The sequence below is a fragment of the Paenibacillus sp. FSL K6-1217 genome, assembly GCF_045040735.1.
Taxonomy (GTDB): domain Bacteria; phylum Bacillota; class Bacilli; order Paenibacillales; family Paenibacillaceae; genus Paenibacillus_AQ.
Genome location: NZ_CP150271.1, coordinates 1,068,144 through 1,083,619, shown reverse-complemented (window position 1 = coordinate 1,083,619; position 15,476 = coordinate 1,068,144). Strand labels below are relative to the sequence as shown.

Below are 15,476 nucleotides of genomic sequence, written 5' to 3'. Positions count from 1 at the left end.
TACTGCTATTGCCAAAACCGTTCCAAGGAGGAATATGCATGAATAAAGAGGTTCATATCTCTCAGACTTTTCCAAGACTGACGGTGTACAGCGAAGAAAACTTCCGGGGAAGAAGCAGAATCTACCGGGGCAATCTGGGCATCCGCAATACGGACAATATACTGGATGGAATCGAAAGCCTCCGCTTCTTCTCGACCAGCAGCAATGCCACGCTCGTCCTGTTCAGCAGAACCCGGTTCAGAGGCAGCTTCCGCGTGCTTCGCGGCAACCACAGCATCCGTGATCTGGATGACTACATTTCCGGCAATGATGTCGAATCGATCATCTCTACCAACCAGAGACTGACGCTGGCCCAAATCCGCCGTATCCGCAGCAGCGGGGATCTTCCTGCGGGCTACCGGTTAATCTAGCAGAACACGATAGGCCAAACAGGGCACCCTCCGGTAACACCCAGCCGGAGAGTGCCCTGTTCTGGTGTGTATTCAATAGATTAGAATACGGGTAATCTTGGAACAGTTATTAATTAAAGACTAGAATAAGGAGAAGATCATCTTGCGTTTATCCAAATCATCCGGAACAAAATTGAACCCGGGCAGCACAGCTCCTGCATATTCCCGGCCGATGAAGAATCTGGCACAGCAACGCCCAAAGCCGTTTCTTCAGAGGTATTTCTGGCCGCTGGCAGTAGGGGCCCTTGTTTTATACGTACTGGCATTTGCTGACCGCTATTATGCCACAACTTTAGGACTCGGGGTCCAGCAGGGGCTGATTACGGCTATAACCGTGCAAGCTGCGCTGCTGTGGATCACTGGAATTCTATTAACTCTGAAGCTGTACGCCATGACGGTTAGAGCCAAAGATAAATTCAAAGGCGGCTACCGATTCTTCTATTACTTCAGCTTTTTGAATTGGCCCGCTGCGGTTCTGCTGCTGCTTACCCTAGTCTTCCAGGCTCAGCAGCAGACAGCCGATCTGGTGCAGTATTGGACAAGCGGCCGCTTCACTGAGAAGTCTGTACATATTACCAACACCTACAAAAGCTGTGGACCTAACAGCAGCTGTACACTTGTCGTAGACACCTCAGGCGAGGGCCGGTTTCGTGTAAGAGGCTACATGAATAGCCTTATTGTGGCCCGCGAGCCGCAAATAACCGCCATCCGCTTTCTTCCTGCTTCCCGCAAAATCATTAATATCCGTGCCGCGGAGGGCTGGCTGCAGTGAGCGCCTGTTCATGAATTTCCGGTTACTTGGAATGAATGTGCTTTTTGACGCGGTTACATATTTGTTCTTTCGATAAAGTACTATATAAATTGAACTAATGGTTTTTATGTTTTGGGATTGCCGTGACTCCAGAGAAGTTTTGGACTTCCGGCCGCTGTTGTCCGCAGATTTCTTGATTCATCCCGTTTTAACGGTTGAAATCCGCAGACAAAGGCGGTCGCTACCGCTCCTCCAGTTCCAAAATTCTCCTCCGCCACTTTTCCTTTAGATTAAATTTTTAGTTCAATCTATATAGTATGGAAAAATCAGCGTTACGCGAGGAGGACCAGCAGAGCATGAAACCACTGGATATCCATCCATCAGCGTTGTACGGGCGGGTTCAATCCGACATTGGCCCCTTTCAGGTCTTGGCGAATTACAGGCTGAATAGTGAGAGAACCGGAGTCTGGAAGCTGCAATCCGCTCAGGACTCTAGATGTTATTACATAAAAACATACAGCCGCAAACAGAGATGGCACCCGGAAGTCTATGCATACCGTCATTGGGTGGGTCACTTGAAGCCGTATGTGCCTGAGTTAATAGCTGCTTACGAGGGGGAGGGTTGGCAGGCCATACTAATTACTGCAATCGATGGGTCCATTATGAGAGAGACGGCACTAAGCGCATGTGCTGCTGAAGCCGCCTTTTATACAGCAGGTGAATTAATAAAAATTCTGCACCTTTCGCAGACGGGCCCCTGGTTCGGCCGCCCCGATCAATACGGGAATCCGATAGAGCTCAACCATAATGCAGACCCGGTACAATATGTTGCTGATGCGATCCGCGATGTAGCTTCACAGTGTGCTAAGGAGGGCCTGCTGCAAGTCGTTGAACTACAATTAACTGAGTGGGCACTTCAGAACGCTCATGTATTCCGGCACAGCAGACCTGTGCCTATTAGCTGGGATTCTACGCCCGGAAACTGGCTGGTGGATGACAAGGGGATTGTGACGGGAATGATTGACTTCGAGAATATGCTGTGGGGGCTGGATGTGGACAACTTCTCCATTCTGTTCGCCAGATATTTCATAGATAACCCGTCCGCCAGAAATGCATATTTTGCAGGGTATGGACCTGAAGTGCTTAAGGACAAAGCTGCTGAGATACAAATATGCTGCATCAAAATGGCCCTCGGCGATATCTACTGGGGTACTCACCATCATCAACCCGAGGTCGTCCGATCCGGCAGAGAGCTTATGAAAAGGATACATAATCAGCAGCTTTTCCTGTAATAAGGCTGCTTGGCAGCCTACATCGCAGCCACCTCAGCCGCCAGCTCCTTCACCTGCTGCTGCAGGACATTCACTTCATCAGTCCCTTCCCAGTAACGGGTCAGGAAGTGCAGGAATACGTCCAGCTTGCGCAGAAGCATGAGCACCGGAATAGCCGCCAGCTCCCCGGGAGTCAGCGTAACCCTGCGGTTATACCCCCGCCAGAAATCACGGATGATCCGCTCCGAATCCTCATGACCGAGCAGTGCCGACAGGATCACAGCAGCGTCCATAACCCGTACATCCCATGTGCAGAATTCAAAATCCAGCAGCGCTGTCACCCGGGCGGAATCCGCACCGTCCACCAGCAGGTTGGAAGCATTCAGATCGCCGTGCACCAGCTGATGCGGCAGGCTCTGAAGCTGTTCCAGCGCGTCTGCTACATTGTCGTAAGCTTGAGCTAATATTGTCAGCTCCGGCAACAGCTCCTTGAGAGGCTCGGGCGGGTCCAGTACCAGACCATGCAGCGCTTCACGGGTACATAGCGGATAGGAGGTCCGCAGCTCATAGTATGGACGGTATACGGCCGGAAGCCCCGTATCGATCTCAGCCAGTGCAGCGGACAAAGTTCCTGCCGCTTCTCCGAAGGACTCAAAGTAATCCGAAGCTTGCCCGGACGGGGATTCCCCTTCAATGTAAGCAAACAAGCAGGCGAATTTCCCGCTGTCTTCGAGTTGAATCAAGGTCTCACCGCTCGCAGTTCGGACCGGAAGAGGTGTGCGGAACGGCAGACCCGCACCGGCCAGCCTCTCCAGCACAGCATGCTCGAACTCAATTTTGTTCCTGTCCTTATGTGTGTCATAGATACGCAGCACTGCGCGGTGCTCTCTACTCTCCACGAAATAAGTGGTATTATTCCAGCCCCCGCTCCGTTTGCGCAGTGTTCCCTTCCATTCAGGCCAGACCTGACTAACGATGGCTTCCGTAGGCTTGTGCCCCTTTCCCAATAGGTTATGTATCCAGCCATTGTAGAATCAGATCGGGATAGTGTCAAATAATCAGACTGGCCGCGCTGTTATACGGGCACGTAATTATCCGCTATAATAGACACCATATAACACTAGCAAAGGATGGTATATCTATGGACTCTACCGTAACCAAACGCTGGCTGCTCGCCAGACTCTATGAGCCGGAGCAGACCATCGTAGACTGCCGGTTCACACTAGCCCAACCTGAGGCCGGCAGAGAGAGCTATGAAAAAGAACATATTCCCGGCGCTGTCTATCTCGATCTGAAATTGGATCTGTCTGGCCCTGAAGGCGAACATGGCGGCCGCCATCCCCTGCCCGACCCTGAAGTGCTTGCTGCACGCCTCGCCAAGCTTGGAATCGGCAATGATTCCCGCATTGTGGCCTACGATGATGAGAACGGTATGAACGCCGCCCGGCTGTGGTGGCTGCTGCGCTACCTTGGGCATGAACAGGTATTCATTCTGGAAGGCGGCTTCAGCGCCTGGAAAGCAGACAACTACCCGGTGACGGATCATCAGCCGGTACGGGTGCCAAGCACGTTTGTTGCTAATGTGCAGCCGCAGATGCTCGCAGGAGTTGACGAGGTAAGACTGATATCGGAAAAGACGCTACGTGCAGGAACAAATGCTGGCACAGGCGACTCTTCCTCGCCTAGTGCTCTCCCGATCGTCATCGACTCCCGGGCGAATGACCGCTACCGGGGTATGAACGAGACGCTGGACCCGGTCGGGGGCCATATCCCCGGTGCGGTCAACTACTTCTGGAAAGACACGCAGAATGCAGACGGCAGCTTTAAGAGCGCCGCTGAGCTTGCGGAGCATTTTGCCAGACTCGACAAGGACCGCGAGATCATCGTCTACTGCGGCTCCGGCGTCACCGCCTGCCCGAATGTCCTGGCGCTGGAACGCGCCGGATTCAAGAATGTGCGGCTGTATGCGGGGAGCTGGAGTGACTGGATTAGTTATGAGGAGAATCCGGTGGCTACGGGAGACGAGTAAGAGCCGATTGACCGCATCGGAATCGAGTTTTGGGGCTGTGACAGGTTGCCGGAAGGCAGGCTACTCACGGCCCTTTTTCGGCATTTTCGCGCACACTGTTCCAGAGATCGGCAAGTTGGTAATTTGAGGATTGACAATGTGGCCCGTTAAATTTAAGATAATCACAGCGGAAAAGTATGATTTAAATTATTATAAACTAAACTATAGAAGGAGATTATAAAAATGACCGCTCTCCAAACCTTTAAAGCATGTGCGCATTTGCAAGACGGAGTCCAAGTGAAAGTAGCATCCCGAAACTTTGAATTTATTATTGACGAGCCCAAAAGCTTGGGCGGAACTGATACCGGTATGAATCCGGTCGAAGCTTTGCTGGCCTCACTGGGAGCATGTCAGTCTATCGTAGCCAGAGTGTATGCGCCTAAATTCGGCGTGAACCTCAAGGATTTCTTCGTGGATGTAGAAGGCGATCTTGATCTGGATGGCTTTTTCAACAAGTCGGAGGTGCGTCCGGGATATTCAGAAATTCGGTATACCTTCCGTATTAAAACAGATTCACCCCAAGAACAGGTTGAAGAATTTGTACGATTCCTGGAAAGCAAATGCCCAGTTGGAGATACGCTCGCAAACCCGGTTAATCTCAAGCTGGAAAGCATTATCATCGAAAGCTAAGCAACCGATAAGAACCGGGAAGCTTCGTCGGACGCGGGTTTGGGGGCTGGGACAGGTTAAGAGGAAGTGACCTGTCCCAGCCCTCTTTGGTTTTTTTGTCAACAACTCGTGATTCCAAATCGTACGGATTTACATTCCACACTATGACCCAGTCAGGTTGGGGCAAGCGGTTGTATGATGAGCACTGGAGTTTCTTTGTATGCTGAAATTCCAGGTATGCGTACGTAGAACACTACGTATACCTGGATCAGCCCGAGCTTGGAATAAGAGGCTAGCGGGATATCCTCTTTCTGTTGAGTTTGGATACAACTCCCCCGTCTCTCACGCGATCTGCGGACAATGTACACAGCGGACCATGCTTACGTATATTGAAGCATTAACACGGCTTTGTAGTCAAAGCTGTCTGTCAAAGAGGTGAACCGTGTGCCTATTAAAACAGGTGACCAATATATCGAACGGATCGACCGGCAAAATATCAATATCTTCTACAAAGGAACACGTATCGAAGGTCCTATATCCAAGCATCCCGCATTTCAAGGTCTCGTACAAACACAAGCCGAAATGTACAACATGCAGTGTGATGAGCATTATTTAGAGCAGATGACCTATCCTTCACCCGATACAGGCGAGCCTGTTGGTCTATCTTTTCTTCCACCCAGGAATGCTGAAGATTTACAACGCCGGAGAATAATGATTGAACTCTGGTCCAACCGGCATCACGGTTTTTTAGGCCGTTCCCCGGATTATATGAATACAGCCATCATGTCTCTGTATACAGCAGCCGATATCCTTGAGGAGCTTCATCCGAAATATGCCGAGAATCTCAGGAAGTACTATGCTTACTGCCGGGATCATGACATTACCTTATCCCATGCATTCATCCAGCCTCAAGCAAGCAAAATATCCGGCCAGATTGATGCTACAGAGGATTCTATCGCTGCTAAAGTCGTAGAAATCAATGATGAAGGAATGATTGTAACCGGTGCTTTTATGATGGCAACCCAAGGGGCTACATGTGATGAAATGCTTGTCTTCCCGACCCCTTCCCCCTCGTTTGCGGATGATGATAATCCGTTCGCTTTTGCCTTTGCAGTGCCTAATGATCTGCCCGGGATGACTTTTTATTGCCGTGAAAGCTACGCAGCCTCATCGGCCTACGACCATCCGTTAAGCTCCAGATATGAAGAAATGGATACCCTGGTCATCTTCGACCGTGTTCTTATCCCTCATGATCGTATATTTTATTACGGCAATGAAATGTACTGTTCCCGATTGTTTGGCGAGAGTCACTTCCATACGCATATGGCACATCAAATCATCACCCGCTATATTGCAAAAACAGAGTTCTTTCTCGGATTGCTGGAAGCTTTGGCGGAAGAACAAGACGTTATCCTAGAGCCCCGTACTATTCTGCCTATTTCCAGAACAATAACCTATTTAGAGACCTTCAAAGCTTTAAGGCTTGCTTCTGAACTAGGGGCTGCCCCAGACCAATTCGGCTATCTCGTTCCAGACCAAGGTCCTCTTTTGGCATCGTCCATTCACTTTTCGGAGTTTTATCCGGAACTGATTGAAATGGTCCGCAATCTCAGTTCAAGTGGTCTCATCATGATCCTCTCGGAATCCGACTTCGCTGCAAGCGCGGGCACGTACCTCAATCAGTATTTGAAGGGTACGGTTTCAGAGGCTTGGTTCCGAAACGCGGTATTCCGGCTCGCCTGGGAGCTGGGCGCGGGTGCATTCGGGGGGCGGCAAATCCAGTTTGAGCGATTATTTTTTGGCAGCGCCCAGACACTGGCCTGGCGCATGTACAACAGCTATGATAATCACGAATCCTTCCGCCAGATCATTCATGAGTTTCTTGCACCAGAAGAACGCTCACCTGATTTAACAACGGATGGAGTTTCTAACGACTGAAAAGGACTGAATTAGTTATGCGGGGAATCCGGTGGCTTCAAGGCACTCCTCTCAATATGCTGAGGAGAGTGTCTATTCCTGCAGCTTCGGCACCTGCTCGGTCAGGGTGTCTACGCCTCTCCCAAATAGGATGTCCCCATCAAGTGAGATATAATACATGTTATGAATTGAAGCTGCGTATAACGAAAGGTGGTGCAAAGAATGAACGACAAGGATATCCTTCCGCCCCAGGCAACCTTCGGACAGCTTGACCGGATGTGGTTCAGGCTTCGAAGCATCACACATGGCAGCCATTCGGGGGGAGAGTGGCCGCTGCGGCTGCAATTTCTGGAATCGAATATGCTGCTGATTCCCATTACGGGCCGGTTCTCTATCACGGTGGATGGCAAGTACTGCGAGCTCACGGCCGGATCTGTGTTCGTCTGTCGGCCGGGGCAATTAATCGAGGCCTCCCTGGAGAACACAGGCGAACAGAGTATATACATTCTGCGGTTTGATGTGGATAGCCAGCCTAGCCTGCCTGAACAGCCGGAGCTGATCCGTTCACCTGAGCCTTCCCTCCCCTTCCCGCTGGAAGGAAATATAGCTGTTCAGTCAACGATTACATACAGCAAGCATTGCGAGGCCATCACCGACTGTCTGGGAAGCCCGAACCCCTTGCAGCGTCTGCTTGCCCAAAGCCGGTTCTATGAGCTGCTGTACAGCCTGTTCAGCAGTGCCGGAGAATTCCAGCCAAGCGATACCGATACTGCCATGGAGCGGGCCAAGCTCTATATTGAGCAGCACTACCGTGAAGAGATTTCCATCGCTCTGCTCGCTGCCGAGGCAGACACGAGCGTCAGGCACTTCATCCGGCTGTTCAAGCAGACCTATGGTCTCAGCGCGATAGAATACCTGACCGAATACCGGATCAGACAAGCGAGGAGCCTGATGCTGCCGCATACGGATTATGAGCTGAAGGATATCGCTGCGTACGTCGGTTACAAGGATGTTCCTTACTTCCGGCGCAAATTCAAGCAGCTCACCGGGGTAGCACCGGCCACCTTCATGCGCAATAGCAAGCTCAAAATCGCAGTTTGCCACGGCAGCCTCATCGGGGCGCTGCTTACCCTGAATATTATTCCTTGCGCGGCTCCTGCGGACCATCCCTGGGCTGAATATTACCGGCGAAAATACAAGACGGATGCGGTGCTGCCGCTTGCCCGGGAGGAGTCTCTCCGGCTACAGCAGCTCGGCTCTCTGCGTCCTGATTCTATTCTGGAGCTGGAGCCTCCGGTCAGTCAGACTATGCTGCCGCAGCTTCAGGCGATTGCCCCCACTTTCCTTGTGTCTCCGCGCAAGACGGATTGGCGCACGCAATTAAGCTTCATTGGACAATGCCTGGGCAAGATGCCGGAAGCAGCAGGTTGGCTCGACAACTATGAACGTAAGGCCAAGAGCGTCCGTGCCCAATTAGATCAAGGTCCAGCGAGGGGCAAGCTGCTCCTTGTCCGTATATCCTGGCAGACAATCACCGTGCTATCTGAGCGAAGCTTGGCTGAGGTGTTCTACGATGATTTGCATTTTATCCCGGCAGCTGTTGTGGAGCGTAATCTTAGCAAGCAGACACTAACCCCGGAGGAGCTGTGGTCGGCAGATGCGGACAAGCTGCTATTCATTGTGGATGAGGATGCTGTATCCCAGGCTGTCTGGTCTAAGTTCCGGGACAGCGAGTGCTTGAAGTCACCTGATTCCGCAGGGTTCTCACGTATCGAACACCTCCCTTCCTACCCCTGGACAGAGTATAACTCATTCACCCAGGAGCTGGTGCTTGACGTAGCGCCGACACTCTGGCGTAATCGGATATGAAATATTGGCGGGATAGTCAATAGTCGAATCATGCAGATTGTTTTATACTCCTATAAGTGATATTGATTCTCACTCTCAGGTGGGGCGATAGGTAAAGATACTCAGGAGGTTATGGAAGATATGCGACAGATGCGACAAAGAATGATGTTCTGCATGGCGATAGTATTGACATTGGTAGTGACAGCTTGCTCTAATAACAGCGGACAGGCCAAGGTTGCCGCAGACTCCGAAGCTGATTACCGGACTGTCAACAGTGAGAAAGGCGAGATTAAGATCCCTGCCCACCCGGCCAGAGTGATTGGATTGTCTGTGGTCTACCCGGAATTCCTGCAGGCCTTAGGCGTTACTCCCGTTGCTGTGCAGAACTACCAGGAGGAGTTCCCGACCTATCTGCAGGAGCCGTTCAAGGATACGCTGAAGATGGGCATTGCCCAGACCCCGAATTTCGAAATGATCCTCTCTGCCAATCCCGATCTGATCCTCGCTCCTACATGGTGGTCGGCTAAGGATTACGACCAGTTGTCGGGGATCGCTCCGACGGTTCTGCTGCCGCAGCGCGATGACTGGCGCGATGAGCTGAAGGATATCGCCGGGGTGCTCGGCAAGACAGAGCTTGCAGAGAAGGTAATCAAGGATCTCGAAGCTCAGGAGGCGGAAGCCAAGCAGAAGCTGGATGATCTGGTGGGTAATGAAACGGTGATGTACATGATGGTTATGCCGGGCAGCTTCGTTCTTTATGGAGATCAGATTGACCGTGGAAAGTTCCTTCACACTACGCTTGGGCTGGAGATGATCCCGAATTTTCCGGCTAAAGATCCTTCCTTATCGATCTCGCTGGAAAAACTGCCGGAGTATAATCCCGATCACATCTTCCTTCAGTTGAATAACGAGGACGATGCTGCGGTGAAGAAAACCTATGAGGATCTGCTGAAGAGTCCACTATGGAAGAACATGACTGCGGTCAAAAAGAATCAGGTCTATACGATGGCGGGCAAGGATTGGTTCAATCTGGGCATGTCCCCTCTGGCTAACCGGTATGCGGTGGATGCGGTGGTTCAAGCCTTTGAAGGCAGCTCCAAATAAAGGGGGTGCTCAGGATGGGCGACACTGGCAAGCTTCAGGGCATTGAACGATTCTACATCTGCCCGGAAACCGCTAAGAATGCAGTGATTACGTTACCGCTGACTGAATTATGTATGCCCGCACAAGCGGAGCATCTGCTTACCACTTATGCTTCTATGCTCGGGACTGAGGATAAGCGTATAGCGGCAGCCATCCTGTGCAGCTGGATCGCCGGGATCTGCGGAGCCAAATACGCACTGCTCACAGCCGCAGACCCGCTGGCCGATGCCTTGCGCCTGGATAACCTGTCTGTGCAGCTCATTCGCACGGAGGGGTACCCCGAATTCGCCTTCCTGATCCATGATCAGGGCGAGGGTGCCTATGACCAGGATGGGAATGGAAAAGAATTATCCCGCGAGCTTGGCCTGTTCTACAGCAGCGTTGTCAGACCTGTTATAGCTGCGCTTGCCGAGGCTTCACAGACCAGAGCTGTGATGCTGTGGAAGCAGATCTATAATCAGCTGTATACTTTTATAGAAGAGGATGCCCTTGACGCCTCCAGTACTTGCAGCCGCAACCAGATTCACAGTCAATTTCAAGCTGCATTATGGGAGCTGGAGCCGGAAGTCTTCGGACTTCGTAGCAATCCGCTGCGTATCACCCCCAAATTCAGAACGGACCCCGACCCGCCGCACCATACGATATCCGTTAAGGCCACCTGCTGTCTGGCGTATAAGCTCAGAGCAGATCATGGTTATTGCGGCGGATGCCCCATCATTTAAGCTGACACTACTCTCATAGAATTCCACACCGGATTGGGATCTTTTTCCCATCCGGTTTTTTTATGAAATTTAACCTATTTCACTCTACAAGAATATCCGTCAAATTCCGACATATTACCTAAGAGCCTTTGCTCTAATACGTATCCGGGGGATGACCTATGTCACAACTCATTCAAAAACGGCCAGTCCGTTCAACCAGCATCGCCAACACATTGGCCATTGTGCTGCTCGTCATTATTCTTGTCGTCTTCTCGATTCTGGGTACCTTCTTCTATTCCAGCACCCGAAGCATTCTGGTCAGTCAGCAAGAGTCGATCCTGATGACCAAGACTCAGGGGATTGTCAGCCAGTTCGATGCTCTGTTCAAGGAGAAGGGCTCACTGGTCAAACAAATGGCTACCAACTCGATTTTCCAAAAATATATTGAAAGCACTACACCAGATCAAATCACCACCTCCCCCCACGCCGCAGAAGCACTCGCTACACTGGCGGACATTGTAAAGTCAGAGCCCTCCTTCGCCGATGCCTGGGTGGCCGGGTTATCCGGGAAGGGATATTTTCTCCAGCATGACGGTCTGACCTCTAAATCAGACTTTGATATCCGCGCCCGCCCCTACTTCAAGCCCGTATCCGAATCCAAGGGTCTCTATTATTCTGAACCTTACGCCGACGTCATTAGCGGCAAAATGCTGATGGGCATTTTCTATCCGATTCTGAATGAGAGCAGCCAAATGATCGGCTTCATTGCCGCAGATATTGCCTTCGATGACATCCCGAATATCATGCAGAGCTATTCCTTGGGAAGCACCGGGTACTCCATTCTGGCTACCCGCACAGGCGACATTCTCTACCACCCGGATAAGGCCAAAGTGCTGAAGCAGAAAATTACAGAGAGTCCAGGCGAGCTCGGAGCCATCGGCAAGAAAATGATGAACGGCGAATCCGGCGTATCGCTCATTGATGATAACGGGGAATCCCGCTATATCGGCTATGCCACCAGCAAGGATACCGGATGGTCTGTAGGCTTAACCATTACCCGGCAAGAGGCGCTTAGCGAACTGACGTCCTTCACCCGGACGACCATCACCGGTTTTGCTGTCGCCGCTTTGGTCCTGGTGTTCATCTGTTATCTCACACTGCGCTACCTGTTACGTTCCATTCCAAAACTGCTGGCCGCTATCAAACGGATTGCAGACGGAGACCTAACGGTTCAGCTGAGTGATGCCTCCCGCAATGAAATCGGACAGATTGCTCATGGCATCGCGGGCATGGTCCAGAAGATTCAGGGCATGATTCAGGTGATCCATAATACGACTCAGGTGTTGGCCCAATCCTCCCACAACCTGCAAGCTATCTCTACCAAAACGGCGATAACCATGAACGAAACGGCTACGGCCATCAATGAAATTGCGAATGCCACCAACTACCAGTCCGCTGAATCCGAGAGCATTCTTCACAAAACTGGTGCATTATCGGATCAAATTGACGAAATCACCAGTGATGCCCAGACTGTAGGAACCATGGTACAGACCTCAGCAGAGCTCAGCAGTTCCGGTCTTGACTTGGTGGAGCAGCTCTCCAAAGCTGCAGAAGACAATCACCGATCTACACAGGCGATGTCATCGCTCATTGAGGATATTGATCTGAGCCGTCATGAGATTTCGGGTATTGTAGGCACAGTGAATCAAATAGCGACGCAGACCAATCTGCTCGCCCTTAATGCTTCCATTGAAGCGGCGCGCGCAGGTGAGCATGGCAGAGGGTTCGCCGTGGTGGCCGGTGAAGTACGCAAGCTTGCCGAGCAGACGGCCCGGGCTACTGAAGAAATCTACAAGAAGGTTAGCGCCATTGAGGAAAAAACAAGCCTATCCGTAGAACACACTACGCTTAACCTTACAATTGCGGAGGAGAATGCTAAATCTGTCGAGAATGCGAAGCAGGTCTTCTTCAGCTTGAACAGCGACCTGGAGGAGCTTAAGGTACGGATGCTGCAGATCAGCAATAACACTTCGATTGTCCACAAGCACAAGGATGAGATTCTGCAGGCGATTGAGGTCATCTCTTCCACCACCGAGGAGAATTCCGCCTCCACTGAAGAGGTTAGCGCCAACACGCAAGAACAGCTAGGCAGTATTGAGCAGGTCGCTGAACTGTCCAGAGAGCTGAGCCAAATCTCGCAGAAGCTGGAGGAAGAGCTGAGGCAGTTCAAACTGGAGTAGCGGAATATGCCAAAACAACGCCAAGTGGATGTCCCACTTGGCGTTGTTTTTATCATTCGGAGGCATATGCTCGGCTCGGTGCTATTTTAACATATATTTGCTTATGGTCTTAGGCGCATAGCTCCTCGTAATGTACAGCTCCCCGCCTCCGGCATAAATGTAATTATGCCCGGTTTCGTAGTCGTGCCAGCTTGTTGAGAGATGATATTTAATCTGCAGGTTTGCCGGGTCCAGCACATAGAAATCCTCTTTGGCAATATCCCCCTCGAACGTCTCAGGATCAATGACAGCCGGACGCTCCTGCCATTGGTACTGCTTCTCGACCGTAATCTCGCCCGATGGTGTGATCCGGCAGTACCAGTCGCGGTCCCCGGCTTCACCAAACTGCTGCTTGCCAAGCAATTGGTTGTCCTTACTGTACAGTTTGTAGACGTTACCGCTCTGGATCAGATAGTTGTTGCCTGTCGTATCAATCCGGTCCGTCTTGTTCACCGGACGTATCCACTTCTTGGTGCCGCTTGCGTCATAGCCGAGTAACAGAAAGGTATCCCTACCGCTCATCTGAATCAGGAACGACCCGCCGCGAAGCGGATGCACCTGGAAATAAGGATCTTTAACTGCTTTGGGAGCAGTATAGGTAGCCAGCGGTGTCGTCAGCGCAGTTAGGCTGCGGTATACGCTGATACCAACGACCTGGTTTTGTTTATCCAGCAACTCATGTATGACGTACCCGTTCGGCAGCAACTCAAGTATGCCTGTGGTCCATTTGCCGGTGAGAGTGTGCTTGCTTACCTGCTTCCCCTCCTGATTATATTCCGTAAAAGCAATAGTTTTTCTGTTCGTACTAATACCGGACCGAATAACAATATTTCCGTTATCCAGAAACACCGGCGTGTAGGAATCGGTTATCGTTTTGGTCCACTTCCGTTTGCCGTTCGGATCGACAGCCGTCAGATCGTAGGGAATGCCGCCTTTCATTTTGTAGAAATAGGAGTAACCATTGCTGGCAGAATAAAAACCATGAGCAGTAAACGGCTGGTCGTTGGCCATGTCTGAATAGTCATATACCCAATTGGCAGAACCGTTAATGCGGTCAACGGATGCGTACAACATGCCGGAAGATTTCGTCTTGCCCGGTGACACCGTTACGGTCTTCACCAGCGGAATGAACATCCGCTGCTTACTCTGCTGCGTGTCTATAGTTCCCCAGAAGCTAAGTCCATTCGGCAGCGTATAGCTCCATTCCGGCGCAGGCAGTTGTTCAATGACCTTTGCAGCAGCCGACGAGCGCCCGGGAAGCAGTACCTGTGCGGCCAGCAGCAGCGCAAATGCTCCTGTGAAGATTTTGAGTCGATTTGAATTCATACTTCTATCCCTCTTTGTCTATGTATTAATGTTCCAATCTGATCTATTATAGGGTCACGCAGATAATAAGGACAGGTTATAAATGGATGCTTTTAACAGGTGTGTCCAGCAGCATTCCAGGCTGGTTTGCCACTACCCGGGGCTGTCCATTACAATGACAGTAAACAGGCTGATAATGCCGATTCCCGGGAGGAGATTATGACATGGAAGCATGGGACCGTGCCGCATGGGAGCAATTAACAATAGAAGAGAAACAAACCGCGATGCAAGAGCTGGTTGAGCGGCTGCCCGCTGGCTTCAAGTGGCTGCGGTTAGAGAGGTTCGAGCGTTACGGACAGTCCATAGAAACAGGTGTCTTCATGTATGATGGCAGTGAATATTTGTACGTACCGGGCGACACCGTGACCCTGGGCCGGGCGGAGGTTCATCCCCATGCCCCGATGTCCCCCCTTCGCGAAGCGGTGATCACTCCGATGCTGGTGCAGCGTCAACCTATCTCTGCAGGCTGGTATGAATATGCGGTTGAGGGGCTGGATCCTGAAGAAGACGAGGATATTCTTGAAGCCATAGAGGAGTTCCGCCAGGGGCCGCACACCAGCTATGAGTACTCCCAGTATTTCCGGCTGGAGCGGGACGGCGAACAAATCGTGCTGTTCCTGTTCGACGACAGCGAATCTTTCGGGGATTGGTGCGAGGCGGAGCTGCCTGCGGGGTTCGCCCTGCCGACTGAAGATGAATGGGAGTATCTGTACAGCGCGGGCGCGCGGACATTATTTCCATGGGGCGATGAGATTGACGCATCCATACGTCTCAGGCATGTATCCGGCTCTGATGAGACCGGTAATTCAGGCCCCTACCCGCTGGAGCTGCCGAATGCATTCGGCCTTCTCTTCCCCGGTGATCCTTACAAGAAGGAGCTGGTCGTAACACCGGACGGCATAACAGGCAAAGGCGGCGACGGCGGCTGCAATCTGCACGGCGGCCAGGGCGCTATTCTGGGGTATCTGCCTACCGCTACCGCTTTCCGCGATCCGTATGAGAGCGAGCTGGATTGGCCGGATCTGATGGACTGTCTGGTGTACCGGCGGATAGTGAGACTCTAGACTGTCCATTC

At 51.6% G+C, this 15,476-nt stretch carries 13 protein-coding genes; 11 read left to right on the top strand and 2 right to left on the bottom strand.

From position 1 onward, the window contains the following. Nucleotides 1-38 precede the first annotated feature (38 nt). The 3 genes from MHH28_RS04545 (at nt 39) to MHH28_RS04535 (ending at nt 2,492) form a co-directional block, all read left to right on the top strand. Entirely contained in the window at nt 39-410 is a 372-nt protein-coding gene (locus MHH28_RS04545; RefSeq protein ID WP_405112374.1) for a hypothetical protein, read from the top strand. A gap of 142 nt (nt 411-552) precedes the next feature. Continuing rightward, a complete protein-coding gene (locus MHH28_RS04540; RefSeq protein ID WP_405112372.1) occupies nt 553-1,221 on the top strand; it encodes a hypothetical protein in 669 nt (222 codons plus the stop codon). Nucleotides 1,222-1,556: 335 nt separating this feature from the next. Continuing rightward, nucleotides 1,557-2,492, top strand: coding sequence for an aminoglycoside phosphotransferase family protein (locus MHH28_RS04535; RefSeq protein WP_405112369.1), 936 nt, complete (start codon nt 1,557-1,559; stop codon nt 2,490-2,492). Nucleotides 2,493-2,509: 17 nt separating this feature from the next. On the opposite strand, the gene MHH28_RS04530 is transcribed toward MHH28_RS04535, so the two are convergent. After that, nucleotides 2,510-3,478, bottom strand: coding sequence for a phosphotransferase (locus MHH28_RS04530; RefSeq protein WP_405112366.1), 969 nt, complete (start codon nt 3,476-3,478; stop codon nt 2,510-2,512). A 134-nt stretch (nt 3,479-3,612) separates the two neighbouring features. Here MHH28_RS04530 and MHH28_RS04525 point away from each other — a divergent pair, with 134 nt between their 5' ends. From MHH28_RS04525 to MHH28_RS04495, 7 genes are all read left to right on the top strand, one after another. Beyond that, nucleotides 3,613-4,500 (top strand): sulfurtransferase, encoded by an 888-nt coding sequence (locus MHH28_RS04525; protein WP_405112364.1) that lies wholly within the window; start codon nt 3,613-3,615, stop codon nt 4,498-4,500. A 222-nt stretch (nt 4,501-4,722) separates the two neighbouring features. Beyond that, nucleotides 4,723-5,169, top strand: a complete 447-nt coding sequence (locus tag MHH28_RS04520) for an OsmC family protein (RefSeq protein WP_405112361.1) — start codon at nt 4,723-4,725, stop codon at nt 5,167-5,169. 423 nt (nt 5,170-5,592) lie between these two features. After that, nucleotides 5,593-7,086, top strand: coding sequence for a 4-hydroxyphenylacetate 3-hydroxylase family protein (locus MHH28_RS04515; RefSeq protein WP_405112358.1), 1,494 nt, complete (start codon nt 5,593-5,595; stop codon nt 7,084-7,086). A 201-nt stretch (nt 7,087-7,287) separates the two neighbouring features. Beyond that, the gene (locus MHH28_RS04510) at nt 7,288-8,934 is read left to right on the top strand and encodes a helix-turn-helix domain-containing protein (RefSeq protein WP_405112355.1); all 1,647 of its coding nucleotides are present in this window, start codon (nt 7,288-7,290) and stop codon (nt 8,932-8,934) included. Between the two features lie 153 nt (nt 8,935-9,087). Further along, complete coding sequence (locus MHH28_RS04505) at nt 9,088-10,017, top strand: ABC transporter substrate-binding protein (protein WP_405112352.1); 930 nt, start codon at nt 9,088-9,090, stop codon at nt 10,015-10,017. 14 nt (nt 10,018-10,031) lie between these two features. Then, entirely contained in the window at nt 10,032-10,778 is a 747-nt protein-coding gene (locus MHH28_RS04500) for a (2Fe-2S)-binding protein (protein WP_405112349.1), read from the top strand. 158 nt (nt 10,779-10,936) lie between these two features. Next, entirely contained in the window at nt 10,937-12,997 is a 2,061-nt protein-coding gene (locus MHH28_RS04495) for a methyl-accepting chemotaxis protein (protein WP_405112346.1), read from the top strand. Between the two features lie 81 nt (nt 12,998-13,078). On the opposite strand, the gene MHH28_RS04490 is transcribed toward MHH28_RS04495, so the two are convergent. Beyond that, nucleotides 13,079-14,362: a hypothetical protein gene (locus tag MHH28_RS04490; RefSeq protein WP_405112343.1), complete on the bottom strand. Its 1,284-nt coding sequence runs from the start codon at nt 14,360-14,362 to the stop codon at nt 13,079-13,081. 203 nt (nt 14,363-14,565) lie between these two features. Here MHH28_RS04490 and MHH28_RS04485 point away from each other — a divergent pair, with 203 nt between their 5' ends. Then, on the top strand, nt 14,566-15,465 hold the full coding sequence (locus MHH28_RS04485) for an SUMF1/EgtB/PvdO family nonheme iron enzyme (protein ID WP_405112340.1): 900 nt from the start codon (nt 14,566-14,568) through the stop codon (nt 15,463-15,465). Nucleotides 15,466-15,476: the final 11 nt, after the last annotated feature.

What these genes read in the sequence shown, in the direction of transcription:
- MHH28_RS04520 (WP_405112361.1), top strand. Translation starts at nt 4,723, where the DNA reads ATGACCGCTCTCCAAACCTTTAAAGCATGTGCGCATTTGCAAGACGGA.
- MHH28_RS04490 (WP_405112343.1), bottom strand. Translation starts at nt 14,362, where the DNA reads ATGAATTCAAATCGACTCAAAATCTTCACAGGAGCATTTGCGCTGCTG.
- MHH28_RS04505 (WP_405112352.1), top strand. Translation starts at nt 9,088, where the DNA reads ATGGCGATAGTATTGACATTGGTAGTGACAGCTTGCTCTAATAACAGC.
- MHH28_RS04535 (WP_405112369.1), top strand. Translation starts at nt 1,557, where the DNA reads ATGAAACCACTGGATATCCATCCATCAGCGTTGTACGGGCGGGTTCAA.
- MHH28_RS04500 (WP_405112349.1), top strand. Translation starts at nt 10,032, where the DNA reads ATGGGCGACACTGGCAAGCTTCAGGGCATTGAACGATTCTACATCTGC.
- MHH28_RS04510 (WP_405112355.1), top strand. Translation starts at nt 7,288, where the DNA reads ATGAACGACAAGGATATCCTTCCGCCCCAGGCAACCTTCGGACAGCTT.
- MHH28_RS04545 (WP_405112374.1), top strand. Translation starts at nt 39, where the DNA reads ATGAATAAAGAGGTTCATATCTCTCAGACTTTTCCAAGACTGACGGTG.
- MHH28_RS04485 (WP_405112340.1), top strand. Translation starts at nt 14,566, where the DNA reads ATGGAAGCATGGGACCGTGCCGCATGGGAGCAATTAACAATAGAAGAG.
- MHH28_RS04525 (WP_405112364.1), top strand. Translation starts at nt 3,613, where the DNA reads ATGGACTCTACCGTAACCAAACGCTGGCTGCTCGCCAGACTCTATGAG.
- MHH28_RS04495 (WP_405112346.1), top strand. Translation starts at nt 10,937, where the DNA reads ATGTCACAACTCATTCAAAAACGGCCAGTCCGTTCAACCAGCATCGCC.